Here is a 21,617-nt window from a genome sequence, read left to right on the forward strand (position 1 = left end):
GCGTCCCGTCATCAACGACCCCAGGAACCATTCGTTGCGTCTAGAATCACAGTTACGGCATGGCGATGCAAAAAGATGTGATCGCCGTGCCGGGTGGGCAGCCTACTCGGCCTTGATGCCGGCGTCCTCAATCACCTTGCGCCAGCGCGCCTCTTCACCGGCAAAGTAGCGGTCGAGCTCGGCCGGAGGCTGTGCCACCATCACGAGGCCCTCGTTGACGCTGAGCTTCTTGAAGGCCTCCGCCTGCACCGCCCTGGCCGCAGACTTGTTGAGGCGGTCGATGATCTCACGCGGTGTGTTCGCAGGTGCGTAAAGCCCGTACCAGGATTCCGCGGCATAGCCCGGCACGCCGGCTTCGGACACCGTCGGCAGTTTCGGGAATGACGCCGAGCGCTCAGCCGAGGTCACGGCGATCGCGCGCAATTGCCCGGTCTCGACAAGCGACGCGCAGCTTGCCACCGTGGTGAACATCACCTGGATCTGGCCGCCCAACAGGTCGGTGATCCCTGGCGCCGCGCCCTTGTAGGGCACGGTGGTGAGATTGACGCCTGCGAGATGCTTGAACAATTCGCCGGCGAGGTGCGCCGAGGTGCCGGTGCCATAGGTGCCGTAGGAGAGTTTTTCCGGATCGGCCTTCGCGGCGGCGATCAGATCCGCGATCGACTTGATCGGCGAGGATGGATTGACCACCACGACGTTGAACGAGCGCGCCACCAGTGCCACCGGAGCAAGATCCTTGTGCGCGTCGTAGGGCAGCTTGCGGTAGAGACTTGGATTGACGGCGTTGGCGAAGGTCGCCATCAGCAGCGTGTAGCCATCGGGTGGGCTCGCGGCGACGCTCTGCGTGCCGATGATGGTGCCCGCCCCCGGCTTGTTCTCGATGATGACGGTGACGCCGAGATCCTTCTGCATCTCCTGCGCCAGCGTGCGTGCCACGACATCGGTGCCGCCGCCCGGCGCGAACGGCACCACGATCTTGACGATGTGGTCGGGATAGGCCGCGCATGCGGGCGTGTGCGGCAGCACCGATGCTGCGAGCGCGAACAGAAGCGATGCGAGGAGGCGAAGCGGCATGGCGGACCCCGGCGGCAGGCGGTGCGTTCTTGATACACGGACATGCCATGCAAGGGATGCCGGGCGGTCATGATGCTGAAGGAAGCGCCGAGCTATTAGTCCCGTCATCCTGAGGTGCGAGCGGAGCGAGCCTCGAAGGATGAATCGGCCACAGCTCGGCCGTCGACCCTTCGAGGCTCGCTCCGCGAGCACCTCAGGGTGACGGGTCTAGGTTCGTCATTGCGAGCGAAGCGAAGCAATCCATCGTTCCGCATGCTCGGAAGCATGGATTGCTTCTTCGCTTCGCTCCTCGCAATGACGGCTGCACCGCCAATCACGAATACGGATTGATCAGCTTCTGCTGCTCGGTGGCATGGCGCACCAGGAGGTCGATGAAGGTGCGCACCTTCGCCGAGAGATGATGGCGGTGCGGATAGATCGCGTTCATGGTGAGCTCGACCGGCCGGTATTCGGGCAGCAGCCGCACCAATTGGCCGGACTCCAGCTCGTCGCGGACCAGGAAGCCGGCCGCGAGGAAGACGCCGACGCCGGCGAGCGCGGCGAGCTTCAGCGTCTCGCCGCTGTTGGAGACCAGATTGCCGGAGACGCGCACCGCGGCCGGCGTGCCTTTGCGATCGGCGAAGCGCCATTCGTCGCCATAGGGGTAGTTGGCGTGGCGCATGCAGTTGCGCGCGGAGAGATCGGCGAGCTGCTCGGGCTTGCCGTGCTGTTCGATATAGCCATGGGACGCGCACAGCACGTGGCGCCAGGTCGCGATGGTGCGCACGATCAGGCTGGAGTCCGGCGGCGGGGTCATGCGCACCGCGAGATCGTAATTCTCGTCGATCAGATCGGCATTGCGCTCGCCGATCGTGAGATCGACCTTGACCTCGGGATAGGTCGCGAGGAACTCGGCGACCGCCGGCGACAGGAACTGGACGAGATGTGAAGATGCGCAGCGTGCCGCGCGGCACCGATTGCTGCGCACCGGCGACCTCGTCGGCCTGCTCGATATCGGCGAGGATCTGGACGCAGCGGTCGTAATAGGCCTGGCCGACCTCGGTGAGGCTGACCTTGCGCGTGGTGCGGTTGAGCAGCCGGGCGCGAGCCGGTCCTCCAGCGACTGGACGTGGTTGCTCACCATTGTCGTGGACATGTTGAGCCTGCGGCCGGCCGCGGAAAAGCCGCCGGAGTCCACGACCCGGACGAACGCGGTCAAACTGGTCAGGCGATCCATGCGGCAAGGTCCGGATTATCAGCGCTGGCTTGATAATGCTTCCAGTTTTATCGGGATTATCACAGCGGAGAGGACATTGCATCTAAGGGGCTGTAACTGGCGCCCTTTCTGGAGGGACGCAAATGTTCGGCCAGGAGATGACCATGTCGACGACCACCTATGTCCCTGAACAACCGACCAAAATAGGTCTCCGCCCGTCGCGGCGGACGGTCAAGCGGGTGGGCCTCGGGTTCGCCGCCCTGCTCGGCATCGCCGTGGCCAGCGACTTTGGCTACGATTACGTCACAACCGGCCGCTATCTGGAGTCGACCGACGACGCCTATGTGAAGGCGGACTCCACGATCATCGCCCCGAAGGTGTCGGGCTACATCGCCCGCGTCCTGGTCACCGACAACCAACCGGTGAAGGCCGGCCAGTTGCTGGCCGAGATCGACGACCGCGATTACCGCACCGCGCTGGGCCAGGCCAAAGCCGACGTCAACGCCGCCGAAGCCTCGGTGCGCAACCTCGATGCCCAACTCGAATTGCAGCAGCCGATCATCGACCAGAGCACCGCCGACGTCACCGCCGCCGAAGCCAATCTGAAATTCGCCCAGGAGGAGCAGACCCGCTACGACGGGCTGATGAAGTCCGGCTCCGGCACCATTCAACGCGCGCAACAGACCGACGCGGCGCTGCGCAGCAATACGGCGCAGTTGCAGCACGCGAAGTCGGCGCTGTCGGCGGCGCAGCGCAAGGTCGACGTGCTGACCACGCAGCGTGCCCAGGCCGCAGCGCAAGTCGACCGCGCCCGCGCGGTCGAGCAGCAGGCCGAGCTGAACCTGTCCTATGCGAAGATCACCGCGCCGGTCGACGGCACGGTCGGCGCCCGCACGCTGCGCGTCGGGCAATATGTGCAGGCCGGCACCCAGCTGATGGCGGTGGTGCCGCTCGATGCGGTTTATGTGGTCGCCAATTTCAAGGAGACCCAGCTGACCCATGTGCGCAACGGCCAGCCGGTCGAGCTCACCGTCGACAGTTTTCGCGGCACCACGCTGAAGGGCCATGTCGACAGCCTGTCGCCGGCGAGCGGCCTCGAATTCGCGCTGCTGCCGCCCGACAACGCCACCGGCAACTTCACCAAGATCGTGCAGCGCGTGCCGGTGAAGATCGTGCTCGACGATCACAGCCTCACCGGCCTCCTGCGCCCCGGCATGTCGGCGATCCCGACCGTCGACACCAAGGCGACGGTGCTGGCCGAACGCGAGCAGCAGCGGCGGCTGGCGTCGGCGATGCGGGCGAGCGGCGGGTAGCGCAAAGCACGTCTTCAACCGGCTTGGCGCGATCGATCACCGCATCGGTGGTCGATCGCGTTTTGTTGTGCCGTCCTCCTGCTCGCTTCTCCTTCGTGCCGCAACCGCTGGCGGAGGGCTCCCTCCCCCCTCGTGGGGGAGGGTTGGGGAGAGGGGCGCGCTTGCGCTGAGGTTCGTTGGTTTGCGACGACGCCGCTGCCGAGAGTGACGCGTCTGCAGGATTGAAACAGCTCGCTACTCTCCGATGTCAGCGCCCGGGGCCACCCCTCTCCCCACCCTCCCCCACAAGGGGGGAGGGAGCCGATCCAGCGTGCACACCTCACACGCCCACCCAAATCGAAGGGCGCGCCGAACCGTAGCGAAGTCGCAAGCTCGAACGCGATTATCAACCGCGGCCGGACAATGCTTCCAGTCTTTCCCGGATTATCGAAAGCGGCCGCCTAATACATCTTGCGTAGGTCAGCAAGGACGACATCGATGACCGCATTTCAACCCACAGCCAACGCCGCCGACCTCCCCGCCCCCGCAGCGCCGGCAACACCCGCGATCCCGGCCAGGACCTGGATCGCGGTGATCGGCTCCACGCTCGGCGCGTTCATGGCGGTGCTCAACATCCAGATCGTCAACGCCTCGCTTGCCGACGTGCAGGGCGCGATCGGCGCCGGGATCGACGACGGCGGCTGGATCTCGACCTCGTACCTGATCGCCGAGATCGTGGTGATCCCGCTGTCCGGCTGGCTCGCGCAGGTGTTCTCGGTGCGCATCTATCTGCTCACCAATGCGGTCCTGTTCCTGGTGTTCTCGGCGGCGTGCGCGCTGGCGCAGGACCTGCCGCAGATGATCGCGCTGCGCGCCGTTCAGGGCTTCACCGGCGGCGTGCTGATCCCGATGGCGTTCACGCTGATCATCACGCTGCTACCCAAGGCCAAGCAGCCGATCGGGCTGGCGCTGTTCGCGCTGTCGGCGACGTTCGCGCCGGCGATCGGCCCGACCATCGGCGGCTATCTCACCGAGAACTGGGGCTGGCAGTACATCTTCTACGTCAACCTGGTACCCGGCGCCGTGATGATCGCGATGCTGTACGTCTCGCTCGATCCGAGCCCGATGAAGCTGTCGCTGATCCGCCAGGGCGACTGGCTCGGCATCATCACCATGGCGATCGGCCTCGCCGCGCTGCAGACCGTGCTGGAGGAAGGCAACAAGGACGACTGGCTCGGCTCGCCCTTCATCGTCCGCCTGTCGGTGATCGCAGCGGTCGCGCTGGTCGCCTTCCTGATCGTCGAATTCACCGTCGAGAAGCCGCTGCTCAATCTACGCCTGCTCGCCCGCCGCAATTTCGGCTTCGGCATGCTGGCCAACTTCCTGCTCGGCATCGCGCTGTATGGCTCGGTGTTCATCCTGCCGCAGTACTTGTCGCGCATCCAGGGCTACAATGCCGAGCAGATCGGCATGGTGCTGGCCTGGACCGGCCTGCCGCAACTCCTGCTGATCCCGCTGGTGCCGAGGCTGATGCAACGCTTCGACCCCCGCATCATCATCAGCGTCGGCTTCGCGCTGTTCGCCGGCTCCAACTTCATGAACATCTTCATGACCAACGACTACGCCACCGACCAGCTGTTCTGGCCCAACATCGTCCGCGCCATCGGCCAGGCCCTGGTGATGGCCCCGCTGTCGGCGGTCGCAACCGCGGGCATCGAGCTGGAGAACGCGGGTTCGGCGTCCGCTTTGTTCAACATGATGCGCAATCTCGGCGGCGCGGTCGGCATCGCGGTGCTGCAGACGGTCCTGACCAAGCGCGAGCAGTATCACTCCAACGTGTTGATGCAGTCCGTGTCACTGCTCGAGCAGGCGACGCGCACGCGGATCGACCAGTTGACGCAGTATTTCATGAACCATGGCGTCGCCGATCCGATGTCGGCCACCAACCGCGCAATCGCGGCGATCGGCAAGGTCGTGCAGAAGCAGGCCTACATCCTCGCCTTCAGCGACACCTTCTATCTGCTCGGCGTGGCGCTGATCGTTGCGCTGGCGGCGACACTGTTCCTGAAGAAGCCGGGCCAGCTCGCCGGCGGCGGCGCGCACTAGCCTAGATCACCAACCAAGGAGAACGACCATGAAACCCCGTCTGAATTTCTACCAGGCCGCCCCCGAGACCATCAAAGCGCTGGTCGCCGTAGAGAGCCAGATCAACGCGAGCGGTCTCGAGCAATCGCTGATCGAGCTGGTCAAGACCCGCGCCTCGCAGATCAACGGCTGCGCCTACTGCATCAACATGCACACCGAGGACGCCCGCAAGCATGGCGAGACCGAGCAGCGGCTTTATCTGCTCAACGCCTGGCGCGAGTCGCCGCTCTACAGCGAGCGCGAGCGCGCGGCGCTGGCCTGGACCGAGGCGCTGACGCTGGTTTCCGAGACGCACGCGCCCGACGCCGACTATGAGACGGTGCGCGCCCGGTTCACGGACAGCGAGCTGGTCAACCTGACCACGCTGATCGGCGCCATCAACGCCTGGAACCGGATCGCGATCGGCTTCCGCGCGGTGCATCCGGTGAAGGTGAAGGTGGCGGCGTGAGCGTATTGCTGTCAGCCATCTATTCGACTGTCATGCCCCGCTTCATGCGGGGCATCCAGTACGCCGCGGCGTCTCGGCTGACTGGCGATCATGTTACTACGAAGCGACTAAACCCGTCATCCTGAGGTGCGAGCGGAGCGAGCCTCGAAGGATGCACGGCCACCGACCGGGCCGTCGACCCTTCGAGGGCCGCTGAAGAAGCGGCCACCTCAGGGTGACGGTACTAAGACTTCGCTTCGTTCAACTAAACCGCGGTCGCCTTCGCGAACTCGACATAGATCTCGCGCAGGCGATCGGTGATCGGGCCGACCTTGCCGTTGCCGACCTTCTTGCCGTCGATCGCGACCACGCCCTGCACGAACACCGAGGCGCTGGTGATGAAGGCTTCCTTGGCGGCGAGGGCGTCCTCGACCGTGAAGGCGCGCTCCTCGATGCGGAGCTGACGCTCCTCGGCGAGCTTGACCACGGCCTTGCGGGTGCAGCCGGGCAGGATCTCGTTGCCGTTCTGCCGGGTCACGATGACATCGTCCTGGGTGACGATGAAGGACGATGACGAGCCGCCTTCGGTCACCTTGCCGTCCTCGATCATCCAGCTTCGCCGGCGCCAGCCGCCGCCGCGGCCTGCTTGGCCAGCACCTGCGCGAGCAGCGCCACGCTCTTGATGTCGCGCCGCTCCCAGCGGATGTCGGGCACCGTGATGACGTTGATGCCGGTCTTGGCCGAGGGCGCGTTGATGATGTCCTTTTCCGAGGTGAACATCACAAGGGTCGGCTTGACGTTCGCCTCCGCCTTCGGGAAGGCGAAGTCGCGTCCCTTGTCGGCGCCGCGGGTGACCTCGAGATAGACCATGCCGTTGACGAGGTCGTTGCGCTTGACCAGCTCCTTCTGGATCTCCTCGATCCGCTCCAGCGTCTCGGGGAGCGCAAGCTGGATCTCGCCGACCGAGCGCTTCAGCCGCGCCAGATGCGAGGCATTGTCGATCAGCTTGCCCTCGAGCACCGCCGCCACCTCGTAGATGCCGTCGGCGAACAGGAAGCCGCGGTCGAACACCGAGACCTTGGCCTCGGAATGCGGCACGTACGAGCCGTTGACGTAAGCGATCTTTTCCACGCGAGTTCTCCTGCGGACGAAGGGGGAGTTTCAGGCCTTCGTATACGCAAAATGTTAACGGGGGAAAACCCCGGAGAAGCGCATTCCGGCCCCTCCACGTCATTGCGAGCGCAGCGAAGCAATCCATGGCTCTGCACACGCGCATAGATGGATTGCTTCGTCGCTGGCGCTCCTCGCAATGACGGAGGAAGGTCCGATGCCTCAGTGCTGCAATATCTTCGACAGGAACTTCTGCGCGCGGTCGCTGCGGGGCGTGCCGAAGAAGTCGGCCTTCTTGGCGTCCTCGACGATCTCGCCGCGGTCCATGAAGATGACGCGGTCGGCGACCTTGTTGGCGAAACCCATTTCGTGGGTCACCACCATCATGGTCATGCCCTCGCGGGCGAGGTCGACCATCACGTCGAGCACCTCGCTGATCATCTCCGGATCGAGCGCCGAGGTCGGCTCGTCGAACAGCATCGCGATCGGGTCCATCGCCAGCGCGCGTGCAATCGCGACGCGCTGCTGCTGACCGCCGGACAATTCGGCAGGAAACTTCTTGGCATGCTCCTTCAGCCCGACGCGCTCCAGCAGCTTCATGCCCTTTGCGGTGGCATCCTCAGACTTGCGGCCCAAGACCTTCTCCTGCGCGAGGCGGAGATTGTCGATGATGCGCAGATGCGGGAACAGCTCGAAGTGCTGGAACACCATGCCGACACGCGAGCGCAGCTTCGGCAGGTCGGTCTTGGGATCGTTGACCTTGACGCCGTCGAGCACGATGTCGCCGCCCTGGATCGGCTCGAGCGCGTTGACGCATTTGATCAGGGTCGACTTGCCCGAGCCGGACGGGCCGCAGACCACCACCACCTCGCCCTTGGCAACGCTGGTGGTGCAGTCCTTCAGCACCTGGAAGGTCGGCCCGTACCATTTATTGACGTGATTGATCTCGATCATTTGGTTCTCATCAGCAGCAGCGAGCACGGTTTCACCTCTCCCAAAGGGAGAGGTCGGCGCGCAGCGCCGGGTGAGGGGTCACGGTCTAACGATGGAGCGAAACCCCTCACCCGGATCGCTGACGCGATCCGACCTCTCCCTTTGGGAGAAGTGAAGGAGTCCGTGCCCCGAACTAAAACCCGCATGTAAAAACTACCTTACGATGGCGATGCGCGACTGCAGGCGGCGGACACCAAAGGACGCGACACAGGAAATGACGAAGTAGACCAGCGCGGCGAACAGGTACATTTCGACCAGACGGCCGTCGCGCTGCGCCACCTTGCTGGCGGCGCCGAGGAAGTCCGGGATCGACAGCACGTAGACCAGCGAGGTGTCCTGGAACAGCACGATGGTCTGGGTCAGCAGCACCGGCAGCATGTTGCGGAACGCCTGCGGCAGCACGACGTAGCGCATCGACTGCGCATAGGTCAGGCCGAGCGCACTGGCCGCGGCCGGCTGGCCCTTCGAGATCGACTGGATGCCGGCGCGCATGATCTCGGAGAAATAGGCCGCCTCGAATGCGATGAAGGTGATCAGCGAGGAGGCGAAGGCGCCGACCGTGATCGGCCGCGACGCGCCGGTCACCCACTGCCCGATATACGGCACCAGGAAGTAGAACCAGAAGATCACCAGCACCAGCGGCAGCGAGCGGATGAAGTCGACATAGAAGCCGGCGATGCGCCCGAGCACCTTGTAGCTCGACAACCGCATCAGGGCGATCAGGGTGCCGAACACCAGGCCGCCGAACGCCGCCAGCGCCGTCAAGGTCAGCGTGAAGCGCATGCCCTCGAGGAACAGATAGGGCAGCGCGCGGCGGATGACGTCAAAATCGAAATTGCCGAGCATCGTTATTTGCCCGTGATGTAGCCGGGGATCGCGACATAGCGCTCGAGGAAGCGCATCGCGGTGACCACGACGAAATTGAGGAGAAGATAGAGCACCGTTGCCGCCGTGAAGGCCTCGAACACCTGGAACGAGAACTCCTGCATCGACCGTGCCTCGCCGGTCAGCTCGATCAGGCCGATGGTGATGGCGACCGCGCTGTTCTTGATGGTGTTGAGGAACTCGGAGGTCAGCGGCGGCAGGATGATGCGGAACGCCATCGGCAGCAGCACGTAGCGATAGGTCTGCACCGTGGTGAGGCCGAGCGCAGTCGAAGCCTGCTTCTGCCCGCGCGGCAGCGAGGTGATGCCGGCCTGCAATTGCACGGCAACGCGCGCCGACATGAACAGGCCGACGCCGATCGCCGCGGTCCAGAACGGCGCGTTCGGCAACTGCTTCAGCCACAGCCCGGCGGACCTCGGCAGCAATTCAGGCAGCACGAAGAACCACAGGAAGAGCTGGACCAAGAGCGGCATGTTGCGGAAGAACTCGACCCAGCAGAAGCCGATCCACGACGCCGTGCGCGACGGCAGCGTGCGCAGCACGCCGATCACCGAGCCGGACACCAGCGCGATGATCCAGGCGAGCACCGACACCTTGACGGTGACCACCAGTCCCGTCAGCAACAGGTCGAGATAGGTGCCGGTCCCCATCGGGTTCGGCTCAAGAAAGATGTGCCAGTTCCAATTATAGTTCACAGGTCCCCCACGCGGCCGTGCCGGTCACGCTCAACGGCAACGTCTGCGCATCCAAACGCGATGCGCCGACGATATGCAAATGTCCGGCCATTCTCCTCCAAAAATGGCCGGACATGCTAACCTTCAGGACCCGTCCCCCAAAAGGGGCGACGGGTCATACGCAGCGGTCAGTTGACCAGATAGGCATCCGGATCGGGCGAGTCAGACGGCTTCGCGAACTGCTTCTTCATCTCCGGACCAGCCGGCGAGTTGAGATTGAGGCCCTTCGGCGGGATCTTCTGGGTGAACCACTTGTCGTAGATCTTCTGACCCTCGCCGCTGGTGTAGAGCGCGGCGGTGGCGGCGTCGACGACCTTCTTGAACGGCGCATCGTCCTTGCGCAGCATGATGCCGTACGGCTCCGGCTTGGAGAAGGCGTCCTTGGAGATGACGTAGTCATCCGGCGACTTCGAGCCGGCGACGAGGCTCGCGAGCAGGATGTCGTCCATCACGAAGGCGACCGCACGATCGGTCTCGACCATCAGGAAGGCCTCGGCATGATCCTTGGCCGGGATGATGTTGACGCTCAGTCCGCGCGCGAGGTTGGCCTCGGTCAGCTGCTTGATGTTGGTGGTGCCGGCGGTCGAGACCACCGTCTTGCCCTTCAGATCATCGATGGAATTGATCTTGCTCGCCTTCTTCGTCACGTAGCGGCTGGCGGTGAGGAAGTGGGAGTTGGTGAAGGAGACCTGCTTCTGACGCTCGGCATTGTTGGTGGTCGAGCCACATTCGAGGTCGACGGTGCCGTTGGCCATCAGCGGGATGCGCGTCGCCGAGGTCACCGGATTGAGCTTGACCTCGAGCTTGTCGAGCTTGAGCTCCTTCTTCACGGCATCGACGATCTTGTAGCAGATGTCCATCGCGTAGCCGATCGGCTTCTGGTTGTCGTCGAGATAGGAGAACGGAATCGAGGAATCGCGGTAGCCGAGCGTGATCGCACCGGTGTCCTTGATGTTCTTCAGCGTTCCGGTCAGCTCCTCGGCCTGCGCCTGGCTCGCGCCGAACGCGGCGGCGAGCGCGAGGCCGATCAGATATTTGCGTGTCATACGTCTACTCCTTCGTGGAACGATGATCTAATGCGTGAGAATGTCGGCGAGGACGGGTGCGATATAGCGGCGAAACTGTTCCGGATTCTCGCTCATCGGAAAATGACCGAGATGCTCCATGATCGTGACGCTGGCGCCCCCTATAGCCGCTGCTGTCCGCCTCGTGTCCTCGAGCGTGCAGGAGAAATCATACTCGCCCGTGAGCAAATAGAGCTTGCATACTTTAGTATCGATTGACGCGACGCGGCCGCGCAGGTCGCCATCGACACGGTAGAAATACAGGTCGCCCTTGAACACGCCGGGGCCGCCCTGCTTGTAGCCCCACAGCGTTTCCATCCGCGCAGCTTCAGGGCTCTGCGGCGCGATCAGCCCCGACACCAGCGCCGCGCAGACTTGGCCGCCGTGAACGTCCGGACGGTTCAGCCAGTCGGTGTCATACCACGGCGCCTGGAAATCGGCGGCTTCGAGCCCGATCAGCGCGCGGAACTCGGCGGCATGTTCGATCGCGAGGTTGAGCACGATGCGGCCGCCGATCGAGCAGCCCATCACGACGGGCTTCTCCAGCCCCAATGCACGACAGAAGGCGCGGATCGTCTCGGTGTAGCGCGCGGTGGTGAGTTGGTATTCATCGCCGGTCCAGCTTTTCGGCGGATTCGACTTGCCATGCCAGGGCATATCGAAGGCAATGACGCGGAATTTTTCGGCAAATTGCGCATCCGCGAGCAGATGCCGCCACTGCCGCGCGTCTGATCCCGCGGTGTGCAGGCAGACCAGCGGAATGCCCGTGCCGTTCTCCTCGAAATAGATGCGGTGCAGCTCGCCGCCGATCTCGACGTGAACGTAGCGGCCGACCATCGGCTCGATGGTGCCGTTCATGATGGTGCCGCTCATGAGCCGGCCGCCGCGAAATGCTGCCGCGGCAGCGCCAGCAGGTCCTTGAAGTATTGCAGATGCGCCATGAAGGGATGCAGATCGCCTTCCAGCACGGCCTCGCCGCGCTTGGTCAGCGCCAGCAAATCGTGCCAGCCGGGTTTCGGCTCGGCCTGCCAGTAGGCGGCCCAGGCCTGCGGCGTCGCGCGATAGGCAAAACGCCACGAGCGCATCAGGACCGGCGAAGGCATCAGCTCGACGATCCGCCCGGCGCGGATCGCGGCATGAAACGGCCGCGCCATCGGGCCGATCAGGCAGTCGCAATCGAGCAGCCGCCCGCGCGAGACCAGCCGAGGCGCCTGGTCGAGCAATGCGGGAAGGCCGGCAAACGCCGTCGTCACAGCGTCGTCGGTGGCGTCAGGCGATAGCGTCATCTTGTTAGGCAGGTTTCCTCGGCGAGCGCGGCCATGATGACGGCAACCGCCCGTTCTCGCAAGCCGCCGACACCCTTGAGTTCCTCAGATTAATCGCTTGATTAAACGGATCCGCCCGGTCAGCGCGCAGGCCGGAACGCCCAAAGCTCCTGCTGCCAGGAACTGCCAAATTCCAACGCGCTATCGGTCAGCTCACGAGCCCTTCGCGGGCCGCACGTTCTTCGGCGCCTGGGCCATCGCGCGGGCCAGCACCTGGGCTTCCTTCTTCAGCATGTCGGCGAGCTCGGTTTCGCGGCGGCGGATGCGGTCGGTGGCCGCGCCGATCGACAGCGCGGCGACCACCTCGCCGGCATCGTCGCGGACGGGAACGCCGACGCCACCCATGCCGGGGAACGCAGCGTCGAGCAGCACGGTGTGCCCGGCCTTGCGCGCCACCGCGATCCGCTCGCGGAGGAATTTTGGCGTGATGCGCGGCGACTTCGCCAGCCGCGGCACGATCACCTCGATCACGGCCTCGATCTCGGCGTCGGGCAGCCAGACCAACAGCGCCAGCGCACCGGCGCCGACACCGAGCGGACGGCGACTGCCGATCTGCAGATAGTTCGGTTGCAGCGGGTGGCTGCCGACCGAGCGCGCCAGATACAGCGCCTCGACGCCTGATCGCACCGATAACAGCGCCGTGTCGGCCGAGCGCTCCGACAGCCGCAACAGGCTCGGCTGCGCCAGCTCGGCGATGTCGACCGAGCGGCGCGCGCCGACTGCCATCACCCGCGCCTCCTGGCCAAGCTCATAGGTCTTGGCCCCGGTGACCCGGCTGACAAAACCTTCCTCGATCAGCGAGTTGAGGATGCGCAGCGCGGTCGCCTTGTTCAGCGACGTGGTGTCGGCGATGTCGGTCAGCCGCAACGGCGAGCGCTGCGCCAGCACGCGCAGGATCGCGCAGACCTTCTGGATCGCGTTGAACTTGTCGGGTTGGCCCGGCTCCGGCAATGGCCTCTTGCGGCTGGTCCGCGCGGTCGCAGTCGTGGAGGCGTTCATGCCTGGCCTTCCTTGCCTCGATTCCAAAATCCTGAACCGGGCACGAAGAGAATGCGCCCGGCGGGCATCATCCTAAAACGGATGATGTGCAGCGGACACCGTATACTTTCGTCAGATGAAACTTTGATATCGACTATCTACGCTGCCTTGCAGCAATAGCGGCACTCGAATTTCGCTTCACGAAATCAGGCCAACCGCATCCTACGAATGGTGAAGAGTGCGCCGAGGCTGAGGATGCAGACCGCGGTGAGATAATAGCCCGGCGCGAGCTCGCCGATCAGCGGATAGCCGCCCATCCATGTCATGATCGCCGGCCCCATGCCGCCGAACAATGTGACGCCGATATTGTAGCTGAGGCCGAGCCCGGTCGCACGCGTCGCCGGCGGAAACAGCTCCGACATCAGCGCGGCCAGCGGCCCGTAATACAGCGACTTGAGCACGCCGAGCCAGAGCACGCCGAGCAGGATGATGGTGGGCGTCGGCTTGCCGGTGAGCAGCAGGAAGGCCGGGAAGATCGACACCAGCAGCAGCAGCGCAAACAGGATCATGTGCGTGGTGCGTCCGATCTTGTCGGAGACGAAGCCCGCGATCGGCGCGAGCAGCGCGACCGCGGTCTGCGCGACCAGCGCCGCCATGAATCCGACCGCCGGCGGCAGGTTCAGCGTCTTCACCACATAGGTCGGCATGTAGACGATCAAATAATTCACCGCGGTCGACACCGCGAGCGCGCCGATTGCAAGGATGGTGGCGAGCTTCTGCCGCGCGAGCACTTCCCTGACCGGCGAATCCTGCTTTCCGGCGGCCGGAGGCGGCGTTGCGTCGTCGACATGGTTGCGGATGTAGATGCCGACCGGGCCGATCAGCACGCCGAACAGGAACGGCAGCCGCCAGCCCCAGGATTGCAGATCCTCAGGACTCATCAACGAGGTCAGCAGCGCGCCGAAGCCGGCGCCGAGCAGGCCGCTGACGCCCTGGCTCGCGAACTGCCAGCTCGCGACAAAACCGCGCCGCTCCGGCATGTGCTCGACCAGGAACGCGGTCGAGGAACCGAACTCACCGCCCGCGGAGAAGCCCTGCACCAGCCGCGCCAGCATCACCGCGATCGGCGCCAGGATGCCGATCGTCTCAAAGGTCGGCATCAGCGCCAGCACCAGCGTGCCAAAGGTCATCAGCACGATCGACAGCATCAGCGAGGCCTTGCGGCCATGCCGGTCGGCATAGGCGCCGAGCACGACGCCGCCGATCGGGCGGATCAGGAACGACAGTCCGAAGCTGCCGAAGGTCAGCAGCAGCGAGGTGGTCGGATCATTGGCCGGAAAGAACGCCTTGGAGAGGTAGACCGCGAAATAGGCGTAGACCGAGATGTCGTACCATTCGAGCGCATTGCCGATCGAGGTCGCGACGATCAGGCGGGTGATGTTTTTCTTGTCGACCGCAGTTGCGTGCTGAGCGTCGGCCGGCGTCGATGATGTCATTTGAATTTCCTTAGCAGCGTCGGCCACCATTTCTCTGCCTGTCATGCCCGTGCTTGACCCGAGCATCCATGTCTCCCTGTCATCCTGAGGAGCGGCGTCAGCCGCGTCTCGAAGGATCGACGGCCACCAGCAGGGCCGTGCATCCTTCGAGGCTCGCAAGAGCTCGCACCTCAGGATGACGGGGAAAGATACAGCGCCCGCCCTTCAACCTTTGCGCGACGCCTCGCCGAGATCCCAGAACAGGCCGGCCATGATGGTCAGCGCCTCCTCGGTCACCGGCAACAGGATGTGCTCGTCGGGCGCGTGCTGCGAGCATCCCGGATAGGAATGCGGCACCCAGATCGTCGGCAGCCCGAGGCCTTCAGAGAACACGTCGTTGGGCAGCGAGCCGCCGAAGTTCGGCAGCACCGCCGGCGCCTTGCCGGTCGTGGTGCGGATCGAGTTCGCCGCCCAGTCGATCCACGGGCTGTCCATGTCGGTGCGCGAGGCGCCGAAGCGCTGCGCGCCGGAGACTTCGACCATCGGAAAGCCGTTCTTGTGCAGATAATCGCGCACGCCGTCGATCACTTCGAGATATTTCGTGCCGACCACGAAGCGGAGCTGCAGCACCGCGTTCGCCTTGCCGGGGATCGCGTTGGCGGGCTTGTCGATATTGCCCGACGACATCGCCAGCACTTCCAACGTATTCCAGGCGTAGAGCCGTTCGGCCGCGGTCAGGCCCTCCTCGCCCCAATCCTCCGCCAGCTGAGGTTCGTCCGCCGTCGGCTTGATCTCGACGTCGGCGAGCGCGGCGTGGACGCGGTTCGAGATCGGCGGCGGTTTCAGGATCTCGAGCTTCATGCGGCCCTTGCCGTCGACCAGGCTCGCGATCGCGTTCACCAGGATCGTCGCGGGATTAGCCAGCACGCCGCCCCAATTGCCGGAATGGTTGCCGCCCTCACGCAGATTGACGTCGAGATGGATGCGGTTGCCACCGCGGCAACCGAGGAAGATGGTCGGCCGTTCTGCCGACAGCCTGGGCCCGTCGGAGGCAATGAACAGATCGGCCTTCAGCTCCTCGCGATGCGCCTCGCAGACCTCGCGCAGGTCGGGCGAGCCGATCTCCTCGCCGGTCTCGATGATGAACTTGGCGTTGAAGCCGAGCTTGCCGCCGCGCGCCTGCTTCACCGCGCGGAGCGCGGCCATGTTGATCGAATGCTGGCCCTTGTTGTCGGCGGTACCGCGGCCATAGGCGCGATCACCCTTGACCGTGATCTGCCAGGGATTGAGCCCATCGCGCCATTCGCCGACCATGCCGTCGACGACGTCGCCGTGGCCGTAGGTCAGCACGGTCGGCCGCGCGGCATCTTCCTGGTAGTCGGCGATCAGATAGGGTCCGCGGCCGGTCGGCGACTCGATCAGCCGGGTCTTGAAATCGAGCTCGGCGAAGGCCGGCTGCAAATTCTCCACCAGATAGGCACGCAACGCATGGGCCTTGTCAGCATTCAGGCTCTCGGTCTGGTAGCCGACCCTGCGGTCGAGCTCCTTCAGGAACTGTCCCGATTGAATATGCTCCCGCACATTTGCGATCGCGTCGGCCCGTGTCGCCATGATTGTCCCTTCGTCCGGTCGCATCTTGGCATGATCCCGTCGGATCGCTGCGTCGCACATCCGGATCATGCTTCTGGAGGCCGGCAACCTATCGGGATCGGCCCGCCACCGGAAGGGTGTGAATCGCGAAGGGGCCTTGCCAAAACGTGGGAAGTCGCAACAAGTTGACGGTGGGACGTCCGGGATTGGACCGGGCAGCAATCGAGGCGGCGCTCAAGGTTTCGACCAAGGTTTCGACAATGACAAAACAAATCCGGCTCAACGCCTTTGCCATGAACTGCGTGGCGCATCAGTCACCGGGGCTATGGACCCATCCGCGCGATCGCACCAAGGACTACAACAAGCTGTCCTACTGGACCGACCTGGCGAAGACGCTGGAGCGCGGCCGGTTCGACGGTCTGTTCCTCGCCGATGTGCTCGGCGTCTACGATGTCTATGGCGGCAATCCGGATGCGGCGCTGCGCAACGCGGCGCAGACCCCGGCCAACGAGCCGTTGATGCTGATCGCGGCGATGGCCGCGGTGACCGAAAATCTCGGCTTCGGCGTCACCAGCAATCTCTCGTTCGAGCCGCCCTACCCGTTCGCGCGGCGGATGTCGACGCTCGATCATCTGACCAATGGCCGCGTCGGCTGGAACGTGGTGACCGGCTATCTCGATTCCGCGGCGCGCGGCGCCGGCAAGGACAAGCAGACCGCGCATGACGATCGCTACGAGCTCGCCGACGAATATATGGAGCTGGTCTACAAGCTCTGGGAAGGCAGCTGGGAGGACGACGCTGCGATCCGCGATGTCGCGCGCGGCATCTTCACGGACCCCGCGAAGGTGCATCGGGTGCAGCACGAGAGCAACAACTACCGGCTCAACGCCATCCATCTGTCCGAGCCGTCGCCGCAGCGCACGCCAGTGCTCTATCAGGCCGGCACCTCGCCGCGCGGCCGGCAGTTCGCCGCCGAGCACGCCGAATGCGTGTTCATGTCGGGGCCATCGGCGAAGGTGATCGGCCCGCGGGTGTCGGCGATCCGCGAGCTCGCCGCCGCGAAAGGCCGCAACGCCGCCGAGATCCTGATGTTCTCGATGATGTGCATCGTGGTGGCGCCGACCGAGGCCGAGGCCAAGGCGAAGTATGCCGAGTACCGCAGTCATATCAGCCACGAAGGTGCGTTGGCGCTGATGTCGGGTTGGACCGGGGTCGACTTCTCGACCTACTCGCTCGACCAGGAGGTGCGGCACGTGCAGAACGACGCCGGCCGCTCCGCGATGGACAACGTCACCCGCGCCGATCCCGACCGGGTCTGGACCGTACGCGAGGTCGCCGAGCATGTCGGCATCGGCGGCGCCGGCCCGGTGGTGGTCGGCAGGCCCGAGCAGGTCGCCGACAAGATCGAGCAGTGGTTCGAGGACACCGACGTCGACGGCCTCAATGTCGCGTTCGCGATCTCGCCCGGCGACTTCGAGGATATCGCCGACATGCTGGTGCCCGAGCTCGTCAAGCGCGGCCGCTACAAGAAAGAGTATGCGAAGGGCACGCTGCGGGAGAAGCTGTTCGGCGCGGGGCGGGCGAGGCTCGATGCGACGCATCCGGCGGGGCGGCATCGGGTGAAGAGCGCAGCGGCGGAGCAATAGTCTCCGTCATTGCGAGCGAAGCGAAGCAATCCATGGTTCCGCATACGCGGAGCGGTGGATTGCTTCGTTGCGCCGCTCCTCGCAATGACGCGGATAGTCCCGTCATCCTGAGGAGCGCGCTCTTGCGCGCGTCTCAGGGTGACGGTGAGAGGGCAGTCGCGTTTCGAAACTCAATTCACCGAATTGCTCACCACCACCTCGATCAGCTTCGCACCCGGGCGGCCGAACGCGGACCTCAGCGTGCCCCCTAGCTCCTGCGGGTCCGTCACCTTGATCGCCTCGAGCCCGAGCGAGCGCGCAAGCGCCGTGAAATCGACCGGCGGATCGACGAAATCCATGCCGACATAGTTGTCGTCGCCGTGGAAGGCGAGCAGACGCTGCTTGATGATGCGGTAGCCGCCATTGTTCACGATGACGAAGTTGAGCGGCAGCTTGTGGTTGGCCGCGGTCCACAGTGACTGGATCGAATACATCGACGAGCCGTCGCCGGAATAGCACACCACCGGACGCTCCGGATTGGCGAGGCCGACGCGACCGCGGCCGGCAGGCCCCAGCCGATGCCGCCGGAGGCGAGCGCGTGATAGCCGTAGCGGTCGCGATGCGCGCGCAGCGCAATGATCTGGCGCGACGAGGTCAAGCCCTCGTCGACCAGGATCGCATTGTCGGGCATCGCCTCCACGACCTGCAGCGCGAGCCAGTCCGGATCGATCGGCGAAGTCTGGCTCGCCTTCGATATCTGCTCGACCAGCGCCTTGCGCTTCGCCGCCCAGTTCTTCGGTGCGAGCGCCGCCAGCCCTTGCCTGGCGCGCGTCTCCAAGGCGCCACCGCCCAATTCTTTCAGCGCCAGCACCAGCGCGCGCAGCGTTTCCTTGACGTCGGCCTTCACCGCGATCTCGGCGCCATAGTTGCGGGCGAGATCGCTGTCGACCAGCCCGACCTGCACGATCGAGAGCCCGTCCGGCAGCGGATCGACCTCGCTATAGACCGACATCCGCAAGGGATCGCCGCCGAGCGCGATCAAAAGATCATGCGGCGCCAGCACATCACGCGCGACCTTCTGCAGCCGCGCGATCGCGCCCATGAAGCTCGGGCTTTCGGACAGGAAGTGCGCGCCATAGGGCGTCGACGATTGCCACGCCGGGCAGCCCAGCGTCTCGGCGAGATCGGCCGCCTCGCGCAGCGCGTCGCTTTTGACGATCTCGTCGCCGACGACGATGACGGGGCGCTCCGCCTTGAGGATGCGTGCGGCAAGCGCCTTGAGCGAATCCTCCGACGGCCGGACACGGGTGTCGATCCGGGTGGAGCGGCCGAGCTCGATGCCGGCCTCCGCATTGAGAATGTCGCCGGGCAGCGAGATGAACACCGGCCCGGTGGGCGGCGTGGTCGCGATCTTGGCGGCACGGCGCACGATGCGCGGCAGGTCCTCGAGCCGCGTCACCTCGACCGCCCATTTCACCAAGGGCGTGGCCATCTGCACCAGCGGGCCATAGAGCACCGGCTCGGTCAGGCCATGGCCCTGCTCCTGCTGCCCAGCGGTCAGTATCAGCGGCGTGCCGGTGAAGCTTGCATTGTAGAGCGAACCCATCGCATTGCCGAGGCCGGGCGCGACATGGACATTGCAGGCGACCAGCTTGCCGGAGGCGCGGCTGAAGCCGTCGGCCATCGCGACGACCAGGCTCTCCTGCATCGCCATCACATAGGTGAGATCGGGATGGTCCTTCAGCGCATGCATGATCGGCAATTCGGTGGTGCCGGGATTACCGAACAGATGCGTGACGCCTTCATCCTTCAGCAACGCCAGAAATGCCGAGCGGCCGGTGATGCGATTCTTCATGTTCCCTCCAGGCCTGCCAGCGCGTTGGCCGACGGCACCTGACGAGATGACCAAACTTGCGCTTCGGGAGCAATCGAGCGGCCGGTCATGGCCGCATTCCGCAGGCGCGCGCCTGCCGTTGACCATACGAGCACCATGATGATCGCAAGTTCCAAGAGAGCGCCCTCAGCGGGCAGCATCGAATTGCGCGGCCGACATTAACGCTACTTTAGCAAGAGTGCCCTAAAGCGGCGATTGTTTGCATCCACCAGGCGGGTAGAAAAGCACGCAGAGCCCGCAGGCGGCCCGCTTCGATCGCAGGACTCATTCATGGACGCGCTGGCGGCTTGGAACGGCACCAGGCTTGAGAGAGGACCAGGAACGATCAAGCTCGCGAAGCTGGGGATCTACCTCTTCCTGATCGCGTTCTCATCCCTGTACTACCTGGCGAACGGGCCGCTCTTGCTGGGCCACCTCGATTTGGGATGGCACCTCGCCGCCGGCGACCTGATCAGGGAGCGCGGCAATGTGCCCTTCCAGGATCCGTGGTCTTTCACCCTCGGCGACAGGCAATGGTATAACCTCTCCTGGCTCTGGGACGTGATCGCCAGCGTGGTGTTTCAATACACGGGATGTACCGGTCTCACATTGGCAATCGTTGCATGCGGCGCCGTCATCACCGGATATCTCACATCCATCTGCCTGAGCAACGGCGCCTCGACGCTTGCGGCCGGCATTTCCGTTCTGGCCGCGTGCCTGCTTTATCCGGCCTTTGTGACCGCCCCGAATTCCTACCTCTCGGTGTCGCCAAACACCCCGACCATGTTGTTCTGCGTCATCTTCTACGCAGAGAGCTTGAAACGAACCCGATGGTTCTTGCTGCCCGTGATGATGGTCCTTTGGGCCAACCTGCATGGCGGCTTCATGCTCGGGCTTTTCCTTATCGGCTTTTTTGGCGCGGTGTCCCTGCTCAGACGGGATTGGACAGGCGTTAGGATCTACAGTCTCGCAGCCGCCGGCTGCCTTGTCGCCATCCTCATCAATCCTCTGGGCTGGCATATCTACAGCGGCGTCGCGACCACGCTGGGCCACTTTGCGCAGGCGCACATCACCGAGTGGTGGTCTTACGCTGCGAACTTCACCATGCCGGGAAGCATTCCCGGTATCATCTATATCGCCATCTTCATTGCGTTCGAGCTCCGCCACCCCATTGCTTCGCCCGCTTCTCTGGAGTCGCGGCTGCTGGCCTGGCTGTTCCTGCTGCTGGGATTCTATCAATACAGATACATGTCGTTCTTCTTCATGTTCGCGGCGGTGCCACTGGCGCTACACCTGGATCGGCTGCTGCCCAAGCAGCTGAACGATCTCAAGGTCCAGGGCGCGTTGCTGGTTGCCGGCATCGTCGGAATGTGCGCGCTGCCGCTGACGCTGATCTACGTCAAACCGGCGCTCGCGCTGCCGCAGCTGCTGTCGGAGCAGGATGCGCGCTATCTTCAAGTGCATTTTCCGCATGCACGGCTTCTGAACCACTGGAACGTCGGTGGCCTCCTGATCTTCTACACGCGGGGTGCGGTGCCCGTATTCATCGATGGCCGGTCAGCCACCGCCTACCCCGATGAGCTGCTGCGCGACTACTTCAGCCTGATCAAATGGGAGATCGATGAGACCGCCTGGGACGCCGTCCTCGACAAGTACAAGATCGATACGGTGCTCTGGGTGAAGGCGCACGAACCTCTGAAGAGGTTCCTCATGGACAAGAGGGGATGGACCGAGGAATACGCCGGAACGGACGAGGTCATCTACGTGAAGCACTGACGCGGCGCTGGTGCGACTGTCTTGCCCGGAAGCTGACGAGCGCAGTTCGCGTCCTT

15 protein-coding genes and 3 pseudogenes are annotated in these 21,617 nt (G+C 64.4%); 5 read left to right on the forward strand and 13 right to left on the reverse strand.

Going from position 1 to position 21,617, the window contains the following annotated elements; genetic code table 11:
- Positions 1-102: 102 nt before the first annotated feature.
- Together AKN84_RS22805 and AKN84_RS22810 are read right to left on the reverse strand one after the other, a co-directional pair.
- The gene (locus AKN84_RS22805) at positions 103-1,074 is read right to left on the reverse strand and encodes a Bug family tripartite tricarboxylate transporter substrate binding protein (RefSeq protein ID WP_050422846.1); all 972 of its coding nucleotides are present in this window, start codon (positions 1,072-1,074) and stop codon (positions 103-105) included.
- Between the two features lie 313 nt (positions 1,075-1,387).
- Positions 1,388-2,290, reverse strand: a pseudogene (locus AKN84_RS22810) (LysR family transcriptional regulator).
- Between the two features lie 143 nt (positions 2,291-2,433).
- Between AKN84_RS22810 and AKN84_RS22815 the strand changes: the two are divergent.
- From AKN84_RS22815 to AKN84_RS22825, 3 genes are all read left to right on the forward strand, one after another.
- Entirely contained in the window at positions 2,434-3,582 is a 1,149-nt protein-coding gene (locus tag AKN84_RS22815) for an HlyD family secretion protein (protein ID WP_050422887.1), read from the forward strand.
- Between the two features lie 477 nt (positions 3,583-4,059).
- On the forward strand, positions 4,060-5,667 hold the full coding sequence (locus AKN84_RS22820; protein WP_050422848.1) for an MDR family MFS transporter: 1,608 nt from the start codon (positions 4,060-4,062) through the stop codon (positions 5,665-5,667).
- Positions 5,668-5,695: 28 nt separating this feature from the next.
- Positions 5,696-6,154 (forward strand): carboxymuconolactone decarboxylase family protein, encoded by a 459-nt coding sequence (locus AKN84_RS22825; protein ID WP_050422849.1) that lies wholly within the window; start codon positions 5,696-5,698, stop codon positions 6,152-6,154.
- Positions 6,155-6,398: 244 nt separating this feature from the next.
- Here the strand turns inward: AKN84_RS22825 and AKN84_RS22830 are convergent.
- From AKN84_RS22830 to AKN84_RS22875, 10 genes and pseudogenes are all read right to left on the reverse strand, one after another.
- Positions 6,399-7,264: pseudogene (locus tag AKN84_RS22830) on the reverse strand (D-amino-acid transaminase).
- 201 nt (positions 7,265-7,465) lie between these two features.
- Positions 7,466-8,197 (reverse strand): amino acid ABC transporter ATP-binding protein, encoded by a 732-nt coding sequence (locus tag AKN84_RS22835; RefSeq protein ID WP_050422850.1) that lies wholly within the window; start codon positions 8,195-8,197, stop codon positions 7,466-7,468.
- Positions 8,198-8,389: 192 nt separating this feature from the next.
- The gene (locus AKN84_RS22840; protein ID WP_050422851.1) at positions 8,390-9,082 is read right to left on the reverse strand and encodes an amino acid ABC transporter permease; all 693 of its coding nucleotides are present in this window, start codon (positions 9,080-9,082) and stop codon (positions 8,390-8,392) included.
- Between the two features lie 2 nt (positions 9,083-9,084).
- Entirely contained in the window at positions 9,085-9,816 is a 732-nt protein-coding gene (locus AKN84_RS22845) for an amino acid ABC transporter permease (protein WP_050422852.1), read from the reverse strand.
- A 167-nt stretch (positions 9,817-9,983) separates the two neighbouring features.
- Positions 9,984-10,901 carry an amino acid ABC transporter substrate-binding protein gene (locus tag AKN84_RS22850; RefSeq protein WP_050422853.1) on the reverse strand — a complete coding sequence of 306 codons (918 nt, stop codon included), beginning with the start codon at positions 10,899-10,901 and terminating at the stop codon, positions 9,984-9,986.
- 27 nt (positions 10,902-10,928) lie between these two features.
- Complete coding sequence (locus AKN84_RS22855) at positions 10,929-11,792, reverse strand: alpha/beta fold hydrolase (protein WP_202814704.1); 864 nt, start codon at positions 11,790-11,792, stop codon at positions 10,929-10,931.
- Entirely contained in the window at positions 11,789-12,205 is a 417-nt protein-coding gene (locus AKN84_RS22860; RefSeq protein WP_050422854.1) for a hypothetical protein, read from the reverse strand. Before AKN84_RS22860 ends, AKN84_RS22855 begins: the two co-directional genes overlap by 4 nt.
- 192 nt (positions 12,206-12,397) lie before the next feature.
- The gene (locus tag AKN84_RS22865) at positions 12,398-13,243 is read right to left on the reverse strand and encodes an IclR family transcriptional regulator (RefSeq protein WP_050422855.1); all 846 of its coding nucleotides are present in this window, start codon (positions 13,241-13,243) and stop codon (positions 12,398-12,400) included.
- Between the two features lie 185 nt (positions 13,244-13,428).
- The gene (locus AKN84_RS22870) at positions 13,429-14,718 is read right to left on the reverse strand and encodes an MFS transporter (protein ID WP_050422856.1); all 1,290 of its coding nucleotides are present in this window, start codon (positions 14,716-14,718) and stop codon (positions 13,429-13,431) included.
- 204 nt (positions 14,719-14,922) lie between these two features.
- The gene (locus tag AKN84_RS22875) at positions 14,923-16,308 is read right to left on the reverse strand and encodes a M20 family metallopeptidase (protein WP_050422890.1); all 1,386 of its coding nucleotides are present in this window, start codon (positions 16,306-16,308) and stop codon (positions 14,923-14,925) included.
- A gap of 239 nt (positions 16,309-16,547) precedes the next feature.
- Between AKN84_RS22875 and AKN84_RS22880 the strand changes: the two genes are divergently transcribed.
- The gene (locus tag AKN84_RS22880) at positions 16,548-17,933 is read left to right on the forward strand and encodes an LLM class flavin-dependent oxidoreductase (RefSeq protein WP_050422891.1); all 1,386 of its coding nucleotides are present in this window, start codon (positions 16,548-16,550) and stop codon (positions 17,931-17,933) included.
- Between the two features lie 170 nt (positions 17,934-18,103).
- On the opposite strand, the pseudogene AKN84_RS22885 reads toward AKN84_RS22880, so the two are convergent.
- A pseudogene (locus AKN84_RS22885) lies at positions 18,104-19,767 on the reverse strand (thiamine pyrophosphate-binding protein).
- A gap of 309 nt (positions 19,768-20,076) precedes the next feature.
- Between AKN84_RS22885 and AKN84_RS22895 the strand changes: the two are divergent.
- Positions 20,077-21,561 (forward strand): hypothetical protein, encoded by a 1,485-nt coding sequence (locus AKN84_RS22895; RefSeq protein ID WP_050422858.1) that lies wholly within the window; start codon positions 20,077-20,079, stop codon positions 21,559-21,561.
- The last annotated feature ends 56 nt before the right edge of the window (positions 21,562-21,617 follow it).

The sequence above is a fragment of the Bradyrhizobium tropiciagri genome, from assembly GCF_001189845.1.
Lineage (GTDB): Bacteria > Pseudomonadota > Alphaproteobacteria > Rhizobiales > Xanthobacteraceae > Bradyrhizobium > Bradyrhizobium tropiciagri.